The sequence below is a fragment of the Mesorhizobium sp. B3-1-7 genome (genome assembly GCF_006439385.1).
Lineage (GTDB): Bacteria > Pseudomonadota > Alphaproteobacteria > Rhizobiales > Rhizobiaceae > Mesorhizobium.
In genome coordinates, this window is the sequence record NZ_VFTL01000005.1 from 13,284 (window position 1) to 27,736 (window position 14,453).

Sequence of the window (14,453 nt, forward strand, 5' to 3'; positions counted from 1 at the left end):
AATAGGCACCAAGCCGAAAGTCGGGGTCGATTTTTGGCCGGGTGACGTGTAAATTCAAGGTCTTAGGCGCCTTGCGCGCAGCCACGACAGGCGCCTCGGAACCTAAGTGGTGAACGTGATGAAAACGGCCAAATTCTCGATCGGACAAGTGGTTCGCCATAGGCTGTTTCCGTTCCGCGGCGTGATCTTCGATGTCGATCCCGAATTCGCCAACACCGAGGAATGGTACGAGGCCATTCCCGCCGACGCGCGTCCGCGCAAGGACCAGCCTTTCTACCATCTTCTGGCGGAAAATTCGGAGACCGAATACATCGCCTATGTGTCCGAGCAGAACCTGCTCGAGGACCGGTCGGGCGAGCCGGTGCGGCATCCGCAGATCGGCGAGATGTTCGACAAGCTGCCGGACGGCCGCTACGAGCCAAAGCACCAGTCGAGGCACTGAAGCCAACGAATGTTGCTCAACGCGCGCCGCGCGGCGACAACAAAAAAGCGGGGCATTTGCCCCGCTTTTTTGTTTTCCGAGAAACACGCTTCCGCGATTAGTTCGCGGTCTTGGCCTTGTCCTGCTCGTCCTTGAGCTTCTTGGCGAAGTCCTGATTGTTCTTGGCGACGAAGTCCTGCAGCTTCTTCTGCCGGTCCTCGATGTCCGACTGCTGCAGCGGCGGGCCGTCATAGGCGCCACTGAAGCCGGTGAGCGCGATCTTGATCGGGTTCGGCTGGTTCTGGAAGTTGATCGACGTGAGCGTGATCCCCTGCCCCTTCTTGAAGGAAGCGACGAGCTGGTCGCTCAGCGGCACTTCCGCGACGCAGCGATCCGGGAAGCAGATCACATAGTCGAGCTTCTGCGCCTTGCCGGCATCGATCTGGAGCGCAATGCCCGGAGGCACAAGGCGGCCGGTCGGAACCGTAACCTGGAAGACCTTGCGGTTCACCTTGCCCTTGAGCTCGATCAGGCTGACGCCGGTGACGAGCTGGCCGTTGCCGGCGGTGACGATGTTCTGCACATTGCAGATGTCGACGTCTTCCTGCTTGGTGCAGGCCTTGAACCAGCCCTGCGGGATCTGCGGCTGCTGTTGAGCCGAGGCGGTGAAAAGCCCGGCGCCCAGAACGCCGACCACGCCTGCGGCCAGCACCGAAAGGCGGTACGCGTTGATCGTCATATGGTGCACTTTCCTCTCAAATGATCCCGGGGACCGGCTTCTTCGTGCCGTGTGGTCCAGCTACCTGTTGCCCAAATGAGGCAACAGGATGACTTCGGAGCGCGTGTTACACTGCCAGCGGCGTCGAATCCAGCCCGGTTTCCGCGATTTCTTCGCGGTTTCCTCTTCCGGGGGCGAGCGTCGATCGGCGCTCGAGCCGCCGAACCCGATTCCCAATCGGGCACCGATTCAATCGGGTGGCGAAATGCTCTACGGTGCATGGCGAATCACAAAGCCGCCCGGCAAGGAGACGGTCATGGACCGCGTTCTCGTTCGGCTGATCGCCGCGACCTCGTTTCTGGCTCTTTCGCTCCTTCCGGCACAGTCGGGGCCGAAGCACGGCATTGCCATGCAAGGCGAGCCGGCGCTGCCGCCCGACTACCAGCATTTCGACTACGTCAATCCGGACGCGCCGAAAGGCGGAAGCGTCACCTATTGCGTCGTCGGCTCCTTCGACAACCTCAACCCCTTCATCCTGAAAAGCCTGCGCACGACGGCGCGCGGCATGATCGATACCGTTTACGGCAATCTCGTCTTCGAGCCGCTGATGCAGCGCAACTATGACGAGCCCTTCAGTCTTTACGGACTGCTTGCCGACAGCGCCGACATGGATCCGGAGCGCAAGTCGATCGAGTTCCATCTCAACCCCAACGCAAAATGGTCGGACGGACAGCCGGTGACTCCGGAGGACGTGCTGTTCACCTATGACGTCTTCACCGACAAGGGCCGCCCGCCCTACAGCGACCGCATGAGCATGATCGCCAAGCTGGAAAAGACCGGCGACCACAGCGTGAAATTCACCTTCAACGACAAGGCCAACCGCGAATTCCCGATGATCGTCGCGCTGACACCGATCGTCCCTAAGCACGCCTTCGACAAGGACACGTTCGACAGAACCACACTGAAGCCATTGATCGGCAGCGGGCCCTACACCGTCGACAAGGTGTTGCCGGGGCAGCGCATCGTCTTCAAGCGCAACCCGGACTATTGGGGCAAGGACATTCCGTCGAAACGCGGCTTCGACAATTTCGACCGGATCACCATCGAGTATTTTCTCAACGCCAACGCCAAGACGGAAGCGTTCAAGAAAGGAATCTGCGCCCTCGATGACGAGACCGATCCGGTCAAGCGTGAGCGCGACATCGACTTTCCGGCCTTCCGAAAGGGAGATGTGAAGGAAGAATATTTCAACACCGGCATTCCCCCGGTGGTGACCGGCTTCCTGTTCAACACCCGGCTACCGAAGTTCGAGAATCCCGTTGTCCGCCGCGCGCTCGGCATGCTCTACGACTTCGAATGGACGAACAAGAACCTGTTCGGCGGCAAGTTCAACCGCACCATGAGCTACTGGCAGAATTCCGAGCTTTCGGCGCTCGGCCACCCGGCCGACGATCGTGAAAAGGCGCTGCTTGCACCCTATCCCGGCCGCGTGCCGCCAGATGTGATGGACGGCACCTGGCGCCCGCCGGTGACGGACGGTTCGGGCCAGGACCGCAAGGTGCTCAAAGCGGCCTTCGAATTGTTGAAGAGCGCCGGCTTCCACGTGCAGGACGGCAAGATGCTCGACGCGCAAGGAAACCCGTTCGGCTTCGAGATCCTGACCTCATCGCAGGACGAAGAGCGGCTGGCGGCCGTCTACCAGCGCACGCTGGAGAAGATCGGTATCGACGTCGGCATCCGCACCCTCGACGGCGACCAGATCCAGTCGCGCAAGCAGCGTTTCGACTTCGAGGTTCTGATAGGGACGAGCGGCTTCAGCAATTCGCTGTCGCCCGGCAGCGAGCAGCTCGGCCGTTGGGGATCGATCGCCGCGAAGACAGAAGGATCGTTCAATCTCGCCGGCGTCGCCGATCCGGCGATCGACGCCGCGATCGACGCCATGCTGAACGGCCGCACCAAGGAAGACTATGTCGCGGCGGTGCGCGTGCTCGACCGGCTGCTGATCTCGGGCAACTACCTGGTGCCGATGCAATACAACACGCAGCAATGGCTTGCTTACTGGAGTTATCTGGAACATCCGCAAAAGACCCCCATATTCGGCTATCAGCTGCCGACCTGGTGGCGAAAGCCCAACTGAGGCAAGCCCAGCCATAATCGGGACCAAAAAGGAAACGAGCATGAGCGCCGAGAACTCCATCACCGTCGATGTCGTGTCCGATGTTGTCTGCCCCTGGTGCTTCATCGGCCAGAAGCGGCTGGACAAGGCCATTGCTGCTGCAAGCGATGTCGACGTGCATGTCAGCTGGCGGCCGTTCCAGCTCGATCCGACCATCCCGTCGGCGGGCATGGATCGCCGTCAATACATGCTCGGCAAGTTTGGCAGCGAGGAACGCATCCAACAGATCCACGCGCGCATCGAGCCGCTCGGCGAGGCCGAGGGCATCCATTTTGCATTTGGCGCCATCAAGGTCGCGGCCAATACGCTCGACGCGCATCGCGTCATCCGCTGGGCGGGCGCCGCGGGTGAAGATGTGCAGGACCGGCTGGTGCGCCGCCTCTTCCAGCTGAATTTCGAGGAAGGCGTGAACATCGGCGACCACGCGGTGCTGATAAAGGCCGCCGGCGAGGCCGGCATGGATGCGTCTGTGGTCGAAACGCTGCTGCCGACCGATGCCGATGTCGAGGCCGTCCGCAACGAGATCGCCACAGCTTCGCGCATGGGCATCACCGGCGTTCCCTGCTTCCTGCTCGAAGGCAAATACGCGGTGATGGGCGCGCAGGATGCCGACACGCTTGCCGACGCGATCCGCCAGGTGGCCCAGGCCAAGGCGCGCGGCGAGCTCGAAACCGCGAACTGAATGCTCCTTCCGCGCAATCGGGGCGGAAGGCTGCCGCGAAGCCGCCCAACCTGACGCCGCGCGCTTTTCCTGGAATCGTGCTCCTACTTCGCGGTCGCATTGGCCTTGCTCAGGAAGAAGCCATGGCCATTGCTGCCCGTGCAGCTTAAGCCCTTCGTCGACGACTGGCAGGAAAACGGCCCCCTGCTCCAGCTGTTGCCGTAGCCAAGCTTGGTCACCTCGCTGCAACAGCCCTGCTCGCCGGGATTCTTGATCAGTGTCGCCGGCCCTTTCGGCCCCAGGATTACGGTGACGTAGCTGGGCTCGACGCGTAAGCAGGAAAGCTCCGGCCGCCATCCTACGGCTGGCAGGTGCTGGTGCCGCCCTTCGGCGTATAAATGCACCCGATGTTGCCGGACGGCGTGTTGTCAAAATCATGCCCGTCCTGGCCGAACACGATCTGGTGAATCGCCTCGGACACGGCGCTGGGCTAGGATTGAGAGGGGTTTGGCTGATTTGAGGGCGACATAAATGGCAGTCAGGCGTGGCGCATTGTTGCTGCTCTCCTTGCCTTTTGCCCTGGGGCTCCCATTGTCGTTGCAGCGCGTATCGGCCGAGGAAGCCGTTATGTCGGCGACCTTCGAAGGCAAACCCTGGACGGCGTCCTTTACCTTGGCCCAGACGATGCAGATGGGCGGCAAGCCGGTTTTGAACCTGTCGGGAACAGAACAGGGCTCGCCGACCATGACCTTCAATTCGATGCTGGTTTTGAAAGATCCGAACGACTTTGCCGGCACCTATCCGCTCAAGACCGGGTCGTCCGCGAACAGCGCCAGCTTCAACATTCTCGATTCCGGCGCCATGGTCGGCCATGTCCGCTTCGCCAGCGGCGAGATCGTCGTCGACAAATACGATCCCGCCGCGAAGACCGTTTCCGGTCATTTCAGCGCGTCGGGAAAAGACGAATCGGGCAAGCGCGAAGATCTCATTGACGGTAGATTTTCGGGCATTCCGGTCACCGCCCAGTAGCCATCCCGGCCTGCGGATACCTCTTTTCCATTCACAAACCCGTGTTTTCCGCTTCCCCAAGGGAAGGTTGCCGCCGGCTGGCGCAATCGTCTTTAACGCGCTGGAATAAAAGACGAAATCAGCTCGATAGGCGCCCCCTCGGCGTGGCCTTTCTGTTGCCCTCGGGCCACGGCGGGTAACCCTGTTCACATTCGCCGGCAGAAAATTAATGGAAAATGATCAATTGGTGTTACCATGTGTAACAAAACTAGAAAGGTTTGGGCGGGATCGTGACTTGGGTCGGTAGACCGCAACGTACATTACCGGAGCAAACATCCAGCGAGGCAAAGACCTCGTCCCTCACGCCGGTATCGTCGATGCGTACATTCTGGGGGCTGATGCGAGCCTACTGGTTCTCCAACCGGTGGAAGGAAGCCTGGACCCTCACCGTCGTCATTGCGCTGCTGACGGCATTGTCCAGCAAGGCTGGCGTCTGGTTTGCCGTGGCGTTGGGCGAATTGGGCAATTCGATCGCCTTCCTCCACGACGCCGCCAACACCCATCCGTTGCAGACCATCCTGACCAATGCCGGCATATTGGTGCTGCTGGTCGTGCTGAAGGATGCCGGCTTCACCGGCGTGCGCAATCTCGTTTCAACGACCTTGCATCGCAAATGGCGGGGTTGGCTGGACAACCAGTTCAACCAGGCCCTGCTCGACGGCAACCATACCCATTTCCACGCCCAGCACGGTTCGGCGGCCGGCGGCATCGTCGCTCCGGACAACATCGACCAGCGTATCCAGGAATCGATCAAGGACATGACCGGCGGCGCCATCGGGCTTGCCATGGGCGTGCTGGGTGTCGCGACTTCGCTCTATTTCATCGGTGAAAACCTGATTGGGTCCTCGGTCGAGGTCAAGGGCCTGGAATTCCTGGGCAGCTACGGCACCGCGGTGCTGGCATTCCTTGCCGTCGCCATCTATGTGCCGCTGAACACCTGGATCGCGGTCAAGCTCGGGCGCCTGCTCGAGCGGCTCAATGTGCGCATGCAGCAGGCCGAGGGCAGCTACCGCAGCGAACTGACGACATTCCTGCGCCGCAGCTTCCACGTCGCCGCCTCGCATGGCGAGGGCGTACAGAAGTCGATGCATGACCGGCTCTATGTCGATATCGACAATACATGGGGGCGGCTCAACATCGTCAACACCAGCTACACGTCGTTCGAGCTGATCTACAATTTCGTCGGCGCCCGCATCGTTGCCTACTCGCCCGGCCTCGTGTCGTTCATCCACAACCGCCTAGATTACAAGGGCTACATCACCGGCTCCGAAATGGTCGCCCAATTGATCAGCCAGTGTTCGTGGTTCATCCATGTGATGCCGGCTATTGCCACGCTGCGGGCCAACAGCCAGCGCGTCACCGAACTCGCCAACGCCATCGAGAACGTCCAGCACCCGCAGGAATTCTATCAACAGACCGGCCGCTCCGACTTCAGCTACGCCACCCAGAATCCCGTGTTCGGCCTCACCATCCAGAAGCTCGAGCTGGCGCATCAGGGCGAAGATGCGACGCCCTTCCTCAGCGCCGCCAATCTGCGTTTCCGTCGCGGCGAATGGACCTTCCTCAAGGGCGAGTCCGGCTGCGGCAAGACTTCGCTTATCAAGGCGATCAATGGCTTGTGGCCATATGGCCGCGGCACCATCGTTTTCCCGGAAGGCGTGACGAGCTTCTACGCCGCCCAGGAGGTCAAGCTGCAGCAGGTCTCGCTAAAGCAGCTCGTCTGCCTGCCGGGTTCCGAGAACGACCATAGCGACACGCAGGTCGCCGCAGCCCTGCACAAGGCCGGTCTCGGCGACTTCATCGGGCACCTGGCCGACGAGAGCCGTGAGGGCAAGGTCTGGGACCAGGTGCTTTCGGGCGGCCAGAAGCAGAAGCTGGTGGTCGCCCGCATCATCCTGCGGCAGCCCGGACTTCTGTTCCTCGACGAGGCGACCGGCGCGCTCGATCCCGAAGGCAAGATCGCCTTCCACCAGGCGATCAAGGACAATTGCGCGAACGTCACCGTCATCAGCGTCATGCATGAGGCAGTGCCACCGCGCTCGCTTACGGGCGAGGATTTCTACCACAGCGTGGTCGCGATCGCTGACGGCGTCGCCACCAAGAAGCCGCTCGCTCCCAGCCTGCCGCGCGAGCTCACCACCATCCTCACCCAGCCGCCGCGGCCGGCCGAGGACAAATGGCTGCGGTTCCGCCGGCTGAAGCAGAAATAGCAGTCAGGCCAAGCTTTTACCTGCTTCCATGGCTTGGCTGCTGCGGCTGCCGATCACAGTCTCGCGATCCGACCTCCCCTCACCCGATTTCCGAGCTTTTGCCAATTGACTCGGCAAAAAGCGCTCCTATGTTGCGCCCGCTCGCCAAATTCAAACTCGAACCCGGCGAGCAGAAAGGTCAACCCGCCATGCCTGGCGACAGTCACAGTCGAACGCAACCGCCGTCCGCCCTGACGTGACCTGATGGCTCACGTCCTGCCGGACGGCAAGGAGTGAGCCATGAACGAATTCGCCCCCGTATTGGACGACGAAGCAACCGCCGTCGCCCGTGTTCTTGCCAACGATCACGTCGCCGACGTCGTCGAAGCCCTCAACCACGAACCCCGCGAGACGGCCATCGAGCTGCTTTGCGCCGTGCCGTTCGAGCGGCTGGTCGAGATTTTCGACCAGCCGGAGCTCGAAGCAGCGCCCGAGCTCGCCGAAGCCCTGCCCCGCCCCAAGGCAAGCAAGCTTTTGACCGCCATGTCGGTCGACCGCGCGGCCGACATTCTGCGCGAGTTGGATGAGCCGGCCCGCTCGGAGTTGCTCGGCGCCTTGGCCACGCCGCTGCGCGCGACGCTGCTATCCATCCTTGGCTATCCGGAAGGCAGTGCTGCCTCGATCATGACGACGGAATTCGTCAGCGTGCCTTCGGACTGGACCGTTGGGCGCACGCTCGACTACATCCGCAAGGTCGAGCGCACCCGCGAAACCATCTACGCCATCTACATCGTCGATCCGGAGACGCAGCTCCTGCTGCGTTCGACCGGACTGCGCCGGCTGATCACCGGCAACCCGGAGGATCCGATCCTGTCGGTAGCGCCCGATCGCGTGCCGGTGACGGTGACGCCGCTCACCGATCGCGAGAACCTGGCGCAGACGATCTCGAAATACGACCTGCTCGCCTTGCCGGTGGTCGACCATGGCAGGATCCTCGGCATCGTCACCGTCGACGACATCATCGACACGATGATCGAGGAGACGACCGAGGACGTGCATCGTTTCGGCGGCATGGAGGCGCTCGACGAGCCCTATATGAAGATGAGCTTCCTCGCCATGATCCAGAAGCGGGCCGGCTGGCTCTGCGCGCTGTTCCTCAGCGAGATGCTTACGGCCAACGCCATGCAGAGCTACGAGAGCGAGCTGGAAAAGGCGATCGTGTTGACGCTGTTCATCCCGCTTATCATGAGCTCCGGCGGCAATTCCGGCTCGCAGGCGACGTCGCTCGTCATCCGCGCGCTGGCGCTGCGTGAGATCGGGCTGCGCGACTGGTGGAGGGTGGCGCTGCGCGAGCTGCCGACTGGGGTGGTGCTCGGCTCGATCCTCGGCATTGTCGGCATCTGCCGCATCGCGCTCTGGCAGTATTTCGGCTTCTACGACTACGGCCCGCACTGGATGCTGATCGCGGCGACGGTGGGCGCGGCGCTGGTCGGCATCGTCACCTTCGGCTCGCTGTCGGGATCGATGCTGCCCTTCGCGCTGAAGCGCATCGGCTTCGACCCGGCAAGCGCCTCGGCGCCGTTCGTCGCCACGCTGGTCGATGTCACCGGGCTGGTCATCTACTTCTCGGTGGCGCTGGTGATCCTGCGCGGCACGCTGCTTTAATGCATGTCGCGCAAAAGTGACCTCGGTTTTGCGACAACGACATGCATCAAGCAACGGCCTAAAGCGCGTCGCGTGAATCCGTTTCGACGCGACGCGCTTTAGGCCTGAAAACTTTACCGCCGCCGGTATTTATCGGCGGCGGGTTGTCTCCGTCATCCGGCCTGGCGGCCGTAGATCGCGTCACGCATCGCGTCCGGGAAGGCGCCCATCATGCCGGCGATCGCCGTGTTGGTGAGCGCCACCACCGTCAGCTCGAGCGCCGGGTCGACGAACCAGGAATGGCCGTAGACGCCGCCCCATCGCCAGGTGCCCGGAGTCTGCGGCGTTGCGGCCGCGACCGGGTCGCGCAACACGCCAAATCCCAGACCCCAGCCCCAGCCTGGCATGGTCGTCTCCAGACCTGCGATCGCATCCCTGGTCATTGCCGCCGCCGTCTCGGGGCGGATGACCGTCCCGTCTCCGCGCCGCAGCGCTTCGAGCAGCTTCAGGACATCGCCGGCCGTTCCGTTCATGCCGGTGCCGCCGGATGCGAAGGAGGCAGGATCGAAAATGCGCCCGGGCGTGAACGAGATGGCGCCATCGCCGAAAGGCACGAGATGATGCTCGCCCATGGCGACTGCCCCGCCGGGGCCGTCCGCGTAAGGCGTCACTAGCCGGGCCCGGTCACGGACGGCAAAAGCCGTGTCGCTCATACCGAGAGGCCTGGCGACCAGACGCTCGGCAAGGTCCGGCAAGGTCTCGCCCGTGGCTCTCGCCATCGCCTCGCCCAGGACGTCCATCGCCACCGAATAGCCCCAGCCCGCGCCCGGCGCGAAGGACAGCGGCACCGACGCGATGCGGCGGAGGTTCTCGGTCATGGAAAGGCCCGGCTGGTCGAGGCCATCCGAGATACCGGCCCGTTGATAGGGACCGCCGGCGGGCTGGCGAAAGCCGTAATCGAGGCCGGCCGTGTGGGTGAGCAAATGCCGGATGGTCAAGGCGGGTTCGCTGCCGTCGGCAAGCTTCGGTCGGAACTCGGGTATGAATTTCGTCACCGGATCGGCAAGATCGATCACGCCGGCCTCGACCAAGGCAAGCGCCGCGGTGGCGACGACCGGCTTGGTCACCGAGGCCAGGCGGAAGATCGCGTCCTGTCGCATCGGTTTGTTCGCCTCGCGGTCGGCGACGCCGGCTGCGCGGCCATAAAGGATCTCGCCGCGCCGGGCGACGAGAACGACCGCGCCGACGATACGGCGCTCCTCGATCGCGCCATCCACGACCTGATCGACGCGCCGGGCGAAATTGCGGTCCAGCGGCGCGGCGGTGGCGGACATCGCAGGCTCCCTGAAATCCTGAAATGTCAGACGCGTTCGCCGTTCTTCACGCGATAGGTCGGCTTGTACATCGTCACCAGTTCCTCGGCCGCCGTCGGATGCACGGCCATGGTGCGGTCGAAATCGTCCTTGGTCAGGCCTGCCTTCAGCGGAATGCCGAGAAGCTGCGCCATCTCGCCGGCATCGGGGCCTAGAATATGGGCGCCGATCACCTTCCTTGACGCGCCGTCGACCACCAGCTTCATCAGCATCTTCTCGTCGCGGCCGGACAGCGTGTGCCGCATCGGACGGAACGATGCGCGATAAATCTCGACATCGGGATAGCGCTTGATCGCGTCGTCCTCCGACAGGCCGACGGTGCCGATCTCCGGCTGCGAGAACACCGCGGTCGGTATGGTGTCGTGATCCGGCGCGGTCGGGTTGTCCTTGAAGGCCGTCTCGACGAAGCACATCGCCTCGTGGATGGCGACCGGCGTCAGTTGCACGCGATGAGTGACGTCGCCGATCGCCCAGATGTTGTCGACATTGGTGCGCGAATATTGGTCGACCACGATCGCGCCCGTCTTGCTGAGTTCGATACCGACGCCCTCCAGGCCCATATTCTCGGTATTGGGAATACGCCCGATCGCCAGCATGACCTGATCAACCGTCAGGGTTTGGCCAGAAGACAGCAGCACGTCGAGCCGGCCCTCCGAGGTCTTGCGCACCCATTCCGAAACGGTGGGGCAGAGGATCCTGATGCCTTTTTTCTCCATTGTCTCATGCAGCGAGCGGCGCAAATCCATGTCGAAGCGGCTCAGGATCTCCTGGCCGCGATAGACCAGCGTGGTGTCGACGCCCAGGCCATGGAAGATGTTGGCGAATTCGACGGCGATGTAGCCGCCGCCCTCGATCATGATCGTCTTCGGCAGCTCCTTGAGATCGAAGGCCTCGTTGGAGAAGATGCAGTATTCGTGGCCTGACAGCGCCGGATGCGGTGCAGGCCGGCCGCCGGTCGCGATCAGGATCTGGTCGGCGCTGACCGTGCGGTCCTCGGCAACCAGATAAATGCTGTGCTGGTCGACGAGCACTGCACGCGAATGAAAGGTCTCGCCGCCGGAGCCCTCGACATTCCTCTTGTAGATCGCCTCGAGCCGCGCGATCTCCTTGTCCTTGTTGGCGACCAGCGTCTGCCAGTCGAAGCTTGCCTCGGGCACCGTCCAGCCATAGCCGGCGGCGTCGGCGAAATGCTCGGGAAATTGCGAGGCATAAACATAGAGCTTCTTCGGCACGCAGCCGCGGATGACGCAGGTGCCGCCGAAGCGGTACTCCTCCGCGACGGCGACGCGCTTGCCGACAGCCGCCGCCACCCGGGCCGCCCTCACCCCGCCGGAGCCGCCGCCGATGACGAACAGATCATAGTCATAACCGGCCATCGGGTGGGCTCCTGCGGATGAGAAAGACGGGTCACAGGTAGGCTGCAAAGCGGCAAAAGAAAAGCCCGGGCAAACCCGGGCTTTGTGGTCCAGCCGCGGTCGGCGGATTGACTGGGATCAGTTCTGCGAGTCGTCCGCCGGGGCCGAATTGTCGGCGGGAGCCGAATTGTCCGCCGGAGCGGAACCATCCGCGGGCGCGGTGGCGTCCGGAGCCGGTGCTGCCGGCGCCGCGGCCTTGGCGGCGGCGGCGATCGTTTCGCCGACCTGCTGGGCGAGGTCGCGGGCGACGCCGTTCTGCCAGATGTCGGCGGCCTTCACGAGGTCGCGCGTCACCGCGGGACCGCTGTCCAGCAGCTTCTTGCCGGCTTCCGAGCTGTAGAAGGTGGCGATGTCGTTGAGCTCCTGCTCGGAAAACACCTTGGCATAGGCAAGTGCTGCTTCTTTTTCGAGATCGGCGCGCCGCGAGGCGAGGCTGAGTGCTTTCTCGGCCACGGTCTTGCCGATCAGCTCCTGCATGTCGGGGTTCTTCTGGATGAGCTGCGCCTCGAGCGCGCCGGCCGCCTGCGGCAGGATGTTGTCGAACGTGTCCGTGGCATGGATCGCCGCGACGGCCGCGCGCGCCGCCTTCAGATGCGATTCGCTGACATCCTGCGCAAACACCGGCGAAGACAGCGCAAGGGCGGCCGAGGCCGCCAGAAGCATCGAAAAGCGGCGAACTCGTTTAGGCAACATCATGGTCGATAGAACTCCCTGGTTTCAGGCTGCATGGACGGTTTCGATACCGTCGCCGCCGGCGATGATGGCCGTTGACGCCAGCCCGATGAATAGACCGTGCTCGACAACGCCTGGAATGGCGAAGAGAGCATTCGACAGCGCTCTTGTATCCGGAATGCGGCCAAAAGATGCATCGAGGATAAAGTGGCCGCCGTCTGTAACAAATGGCTGGCCCCCCGTCATCCTCAATGTAACCGGGCCGGAAAGACCGAGCCCTACCGCGGCGGCCCGAACCGCGATCTCGGTGGCGCGCAGGCCGAATTTGTTGACCTCGATCGGCAGCGGGAACCGGCCGAGCGTCCCGACCATCTTGGATTTGTCGGCGATGACGATCATGCGATCGGACGCCGCCGCGACGATTTTCTCGCGCAGCAGTGCGCCGCCGCCGCCCTTGATCAGGGTCAGGTCCGGATCGACCTCGTCGGCGCCGTCGATGGTGAGGTCGAGTTCCGGCGTTTCTTCCAGTGTAGACAGCGGCACGCCGAGTTCGCGGCAGAGCGCCGCGGTGCGCTCGGAAGTCGGCACGCCAATGACCTTGAGGCCGGTCGCAACCTTCTCGGCCAGCAACCGCACGAATTCTTCCGCCGTGGTGCCGGTGCCGATGCCGAGGCGCATGCCGTCGCCGACATGGGCGAGCGCGGCCCGCGCGGCTTCGACCTTCAACTGCCTTGCATCCATGGGGAGCCCCGATTTCGCCAGTTTCGCGCGCCTCCTAGCATTTTTGCCTGTCCCGTCAAAGGGCCGCTCTCAAAGGCTCTGTGGACCGATCGAGGCTTCTTGCTTGAACCCGGCCCAACCTGTATCGGCTGCGGCAATTCAATCGCTACAGGAACGCGCCATGCCGAGCCCGATCATCGTCTTCGACCTGGATGGAACGCTGGTCGATACGGCGCCGGACCTGCTCGACAGCCTCAATCACAGCCTGGCGGCAAGCGACCTCGCCGCTGTCGACGAAGCCGGTTTCCGGCGCTTCGTCGGCCATGGCGGGCGCGTCATGATCGAACGCGCGCATGCCGCGCAGAACAAGGCGCTGGTGGCGGAAGAGCACGACCGGCTGCTGAACCTGTTCCTCGACCATTACACGCTGAACATTCCCGGCAAATCCCGCCCCTATCCTGGCGTCGTTGCCGCGCTCGATCGTTTCCAGGCCGCCGGCTATCTGATGGCGGTCTGCACCAACAAATACGAGGCCAATTCCGTGGCGCTGATCGGCGCGCTGGGCCTGTCGAACTATTTTGCCGCGATCTGCGGCCAGGACACCTTCGCCTTCCGCAAGCCCGACCCGCGCCATCTCACCGAGACGATCCGGCTGGCCGGCGGCGATACGGAGAACGCCTTGATGGTCGGCGATTCGCAGACCGACATCGACACCGCCAAAGCAGCCGGCATTCCGGTGGTCGCGGTCGATTTCGGCTACACCGACCGCCATGTGCGCGAATTCGAGCCGACCCTGGTGATCTCGCATTTCGACACGCTGACGCCGCAACTGGCCGAGCGGTTGATCGCGGCGGCACGCTGAGCGCGCAGACCCGTCTTCCCCAGTGCAATTGTAGAAGATGTAGAAGAATTCGTCGGGCCATTCATCCAACACTATCAAGCTGTTGGATGGTGGGCGATGCAGGGATTGAACCTGCGACCCCACCCGTGTGAAGGGTGTGCTCTCCCGCTGAGCTAATCGCCCGCTCTTTGCCCGAAGGCCGAAGCGAGCCGCGATATAAGGTAGGCAAGCTCTCGAAGTCAAGGCGATGTGCCGACGATCTTCGAACGACTGCCGAGCTGAACCGGTTAAGGCTCTAAATCAACCCCCGCCTCACATTCATGCGCGTCACAGCCGTCACCAGAATGGCGCCGGTCATGAAATAGAGCGTGGCGATGATGTGTCCTTGATGGAAATGCAGCCCGGCAAACAAAAGGGCCGTGACCACGGCAAGGAAGGCGATGACGCGTGAGAATGCATCGGGCATGGGGCGACCTTGTGCAATGTGTCGAGTAGCCGCCCTCATTCAGCCGATCGCTCCATAGAGCGGTTTTCGATTTTTCGCAATCTGCTCGG

The 14,453-nt window shown here is 62.9% G+C and carries 13 protein-coding genes and 1 tRNA gene; 7 read left to right on the forward strand and 7 right to left on the reverse strand.

The annotated features are described in order from the left end of the window. Positions 1–118: 118 nt before the first annotated feature. Complete coding sequence (hspQ, locus tag FJ417_RS05390; RefSeq protein ID WP_181182136.1) at positions 119–442, forward strand: heat shock protein HspQ; 324 nt, start codon at positions 119–121, stop codon at positions 440–442. 97 nt (positions 443–539) lie between these two features. Here the strand turns inward: hspQ and FJ417_RS05395 are convergent, their stop codons facing one another. Beyond that, a complete protein-coding gene (locus tag FJ417_RS05395) occupies positions 540–1,160 on the reverse strand; it encodes an invasion associated locus B family protein (protein ID WP_095765425.1) in 621 nt (206 codons plus the stop codon). Between the two features lie 295 nt (positions 1,161–1,455). Here FJ417_RS05395 and FJ417_RS05400 point away from each other — a divergent pair, with 295 nt between their 5' ends. The 5 genes from FJ417_RS05400 to mgtE all read left to right on the forward strand — a co-directional run bounded on the left by FJ417_RS05400 (position 1,456) and on the right by mgtE (position 8,898). Then, positions 1,456–3,276, forward strand: a complete 1,821-nt coding sequence (locus FJ417_RS05400; RefSeq protein WP_140782757.1) for an extracellular solute-binding protein — start codon at positions 1,456–1,458, stop codon at positions 3,274–3,276. Positions 3,277–3,316: 40 nt separating this feature from the next. Continuing rightward, positions 3,317–3,997 (forward strand): DsbA family protein, encoded by a 681-nt coding sequence (locus FJ417_RS05405; RefSeq protein WP_140782758.1) that lies wholly within the window; start codon positions 3,317–3,319, stop codon positions 3,995–3,997. 510 nt (positions 3,998–4,507) lie between these two features. Beyond that, positions 4,508–5,005 carry a DUF6252 family protein gene (locus FJ417_RS05415; RefSeq protein WP_140782759.1) on the forward strand — a complete coding sequence of 166 codons (498 nt, stop codon included), beginning with the start codon at positions 4,508–4,510 and terminating at the stop codon, positions 5,003–5,005. A 356-nt stretch (positions 5,006–5,361) separates the two neighbouring features. Next, complete coding sequence (locus FJ417_RS05420) at positions 5,362–7,254, forward strand: ABC transporter ATP-binding protein/permease (RefSeq protein WP_181183157.1); 1,893 nt, start codon at positions 5,362–5,364, stop codon at positions 7,252–7,254. A 279-nt stretch (positions 7,255–7,533) separates the two neighbouring features. Beyond that, positions 7,534–8,898, forward strand: a complete 1,365-nt coding sequence (mgtE, locus tag FJ417_RS05425) for a magnesium transporter (RefSeq protein WP_140657823.1) — start codon at positions 7,534–7,536, stop codon at positions 8,896–8,898. Positions 8,899–9,050: 152 nt separating this feature from the next. On the opposite strand, the gene FJ417_RS05430 is transcribed toward mgtE, so the two are convergent. From FJ417_RS05430 to rpiA, 4 genes are all read right to left on the reverse strand, one after another. After that, the gene (locus FJ417_RS05430; RefSeq protein WP_140708963.1) at positions 9,051–10,211 is read right to left on the reverse strand and encodes a serine hydrolase domain-containing protein; all 1,161 of its coding nucleotides are present in this window, start codon (positions 10,209–10,211) and stop codon (positions 9,051–9,053) included. 26 nt (positions 10,212–10,237) lie between these two features. Continuing rightward, positions 10,238–11,626, reverse strand: a complete 1,389-nt coding sequence (gene gor / locus FJ417_RS05435; protein ID WP_140782761.1) for a glutathione-disulfide reductase — start codon at positions 11,624–11,626, stop codon at positions 10,238–10,240. Positions 11,627–11,743: 117 nt separating this feature from the next. Next, the gene (locus tag FJ417_RS05440; protein ID WP_140782762.1) at positions 11,744–12,361 is read right to left on the reverse strand and encodes a DUF2059 domain-containing protein; all 618 of its coding nucleotides are present in this window, start codon (positions 12,359–12,361) and stop codon (positions 11,744–11,746) included. Positions 12,362–12,382: 21 nt separating this feature from the next. Continuing rightward, positions 12,383–13,078, reverse strand: coding sequence for a ribose-5-phosphate isomerase RpiA (rpiA, locus tag FJ417_RS05445; protein WP_140657831.1), 696 nt, complete (start codon positions 13,076–13,078; stop codon positions 12,383–12,385). Positions 13,079–13,238: 160 nt separating this feature from the next. On the opposite strand from rpiA, the gene FJ417_RS05450 reads away from it, so the two are divergent. Continuing rightward, the gene (locus FJ417_RS05450) at positions 13,239–13,919 is read left to right on the forward strand and encodes a phosphoglycolate phosphatase (RefSeq protein WP_140657833.1); all 681 of its coding nucleotides are present in this window, start codon (positions 13,239–13,241) and stop codon (positions 13,917–13,919) included. Between the two features lie 87 nt (positions 13,920–14,006). On the opposite strand, the gene FJ417_RS05455 is transcribed toward FJ417_RS05450, so the two are convergent. Continuing rightward, positions 14,007–14,081: transfer RNA gene (locus FJ417_RS05455), tRNA-Val, on the reverse strand. Positions 14,082–14,193: 112 nt separating this feature from the next. Beyond that, positions 14,194–14,364 (reverse strand): hypothetical protein, encoded by a 171-nt coding sequence (locus tag FJ417_RS33030; protein WP_181164840.1) that lies wholly within the window; start codon positions 14,362–14,364, stop codon positions 14,194–14,196. Between the last annotated feature and the right edge of the window lie 89 nt (positions 14,365–14,453).

Excerpts from the sequence above, each read along its gene's own strand:
- hspQ (WP_181182136.1), top strand. The coding sequence starts at position 119 with ATGAAAACGGCCAAATTCTCGATCGGACAAGTGGTTCGCCATAGGCTG.
- FJ417_RS05395 (WP_095765425.1), bottom strand. The coding sequence starts at position 1,160 with ATGACGATCAACGCGTACCGCCTTTCGGTGCTGGCCGCAGGCGTGGTC.
- FJ417_RS05400 (WP_140782757.1), top strand. The coding sequence starts at position 1,456 with ATGGACCGCGTTCTCGTTCGGCTGATCGCCGCGACCTCGTTTCTGGCT.
- FJ417_RS05405 (WP_140782758.1), top strand. The coding sequence starts at position 3,317 with ATGAGCGCCGAGAACTCCATCACCGTCGATGTCGTGTCCGATGTTGTC.
- FJ417_RS05415 (WP_140782759.1), top strand. The coding sequence starts at position 4,508 with ATGGCAGTCAGGCGTGGCGCATTGTTGCTGCTCTCCTTGCCTTTTGCC.
- FJ417_RS05420 (WP_181183157.1), top strand. The coding sequence starts at position 5,362 with ATGCGTACATTCTGGGGGCTGATGCGAGCCTACTGGTTCTCCAACCGG.
- mgtE (WP_140657823.1), top strand. The coding sequence starts at position 7,534 with ATGAACGAATTCGCCCCCGTATTGGACGACGAAGCAACCGCCGTCGCC.
- FJ417_RS05430 (WP_140708963.1), bottom strand. The coding sequence starts at position 10,211 with ATGTCCGCCACCGCCGCGCCGCTGGACCGCAATTTCGCCCGGCGCGTC.
- gor (WP_140782761.1), bottom strand. The coding sequence starts at position 11,626 with ATGGCCGGTTATGACTATGATCTGTTCGTCATCGGCGGCGGCTCCGGC.
- FJ417_RS05440 (WP_140782762.1), bottom strand. The coding sequence starts at position 12,361 with ATGATGTTGCCTAAACGAGTTCGCCGCTTTTCGATGCTTCTGGCGGCC.
- rpiA (WP_140657831.1), bottom strand. The coding sequence starts at position 13,078 with ATGGATGCAAGGCAGTTGAAGGTCGAAGCCGCGCGGGCCGCGCTCGCC.
- FJ417_RS05450 (WP_140657833.1), top strand. The coding sequence starts at position 13,239 with ATGCCGAGCCCGATCATCGTCTTCGACCTGGATGGAACGCTGGTCGAT.
- FJ417_RS33030 (WP_181164840.1), bottom strand. The coding sequence starts at position 14,364 with ATGCCCGATGCATTCTCACGCGTCATCGCCTTCCTTGCCGTGGTCACG.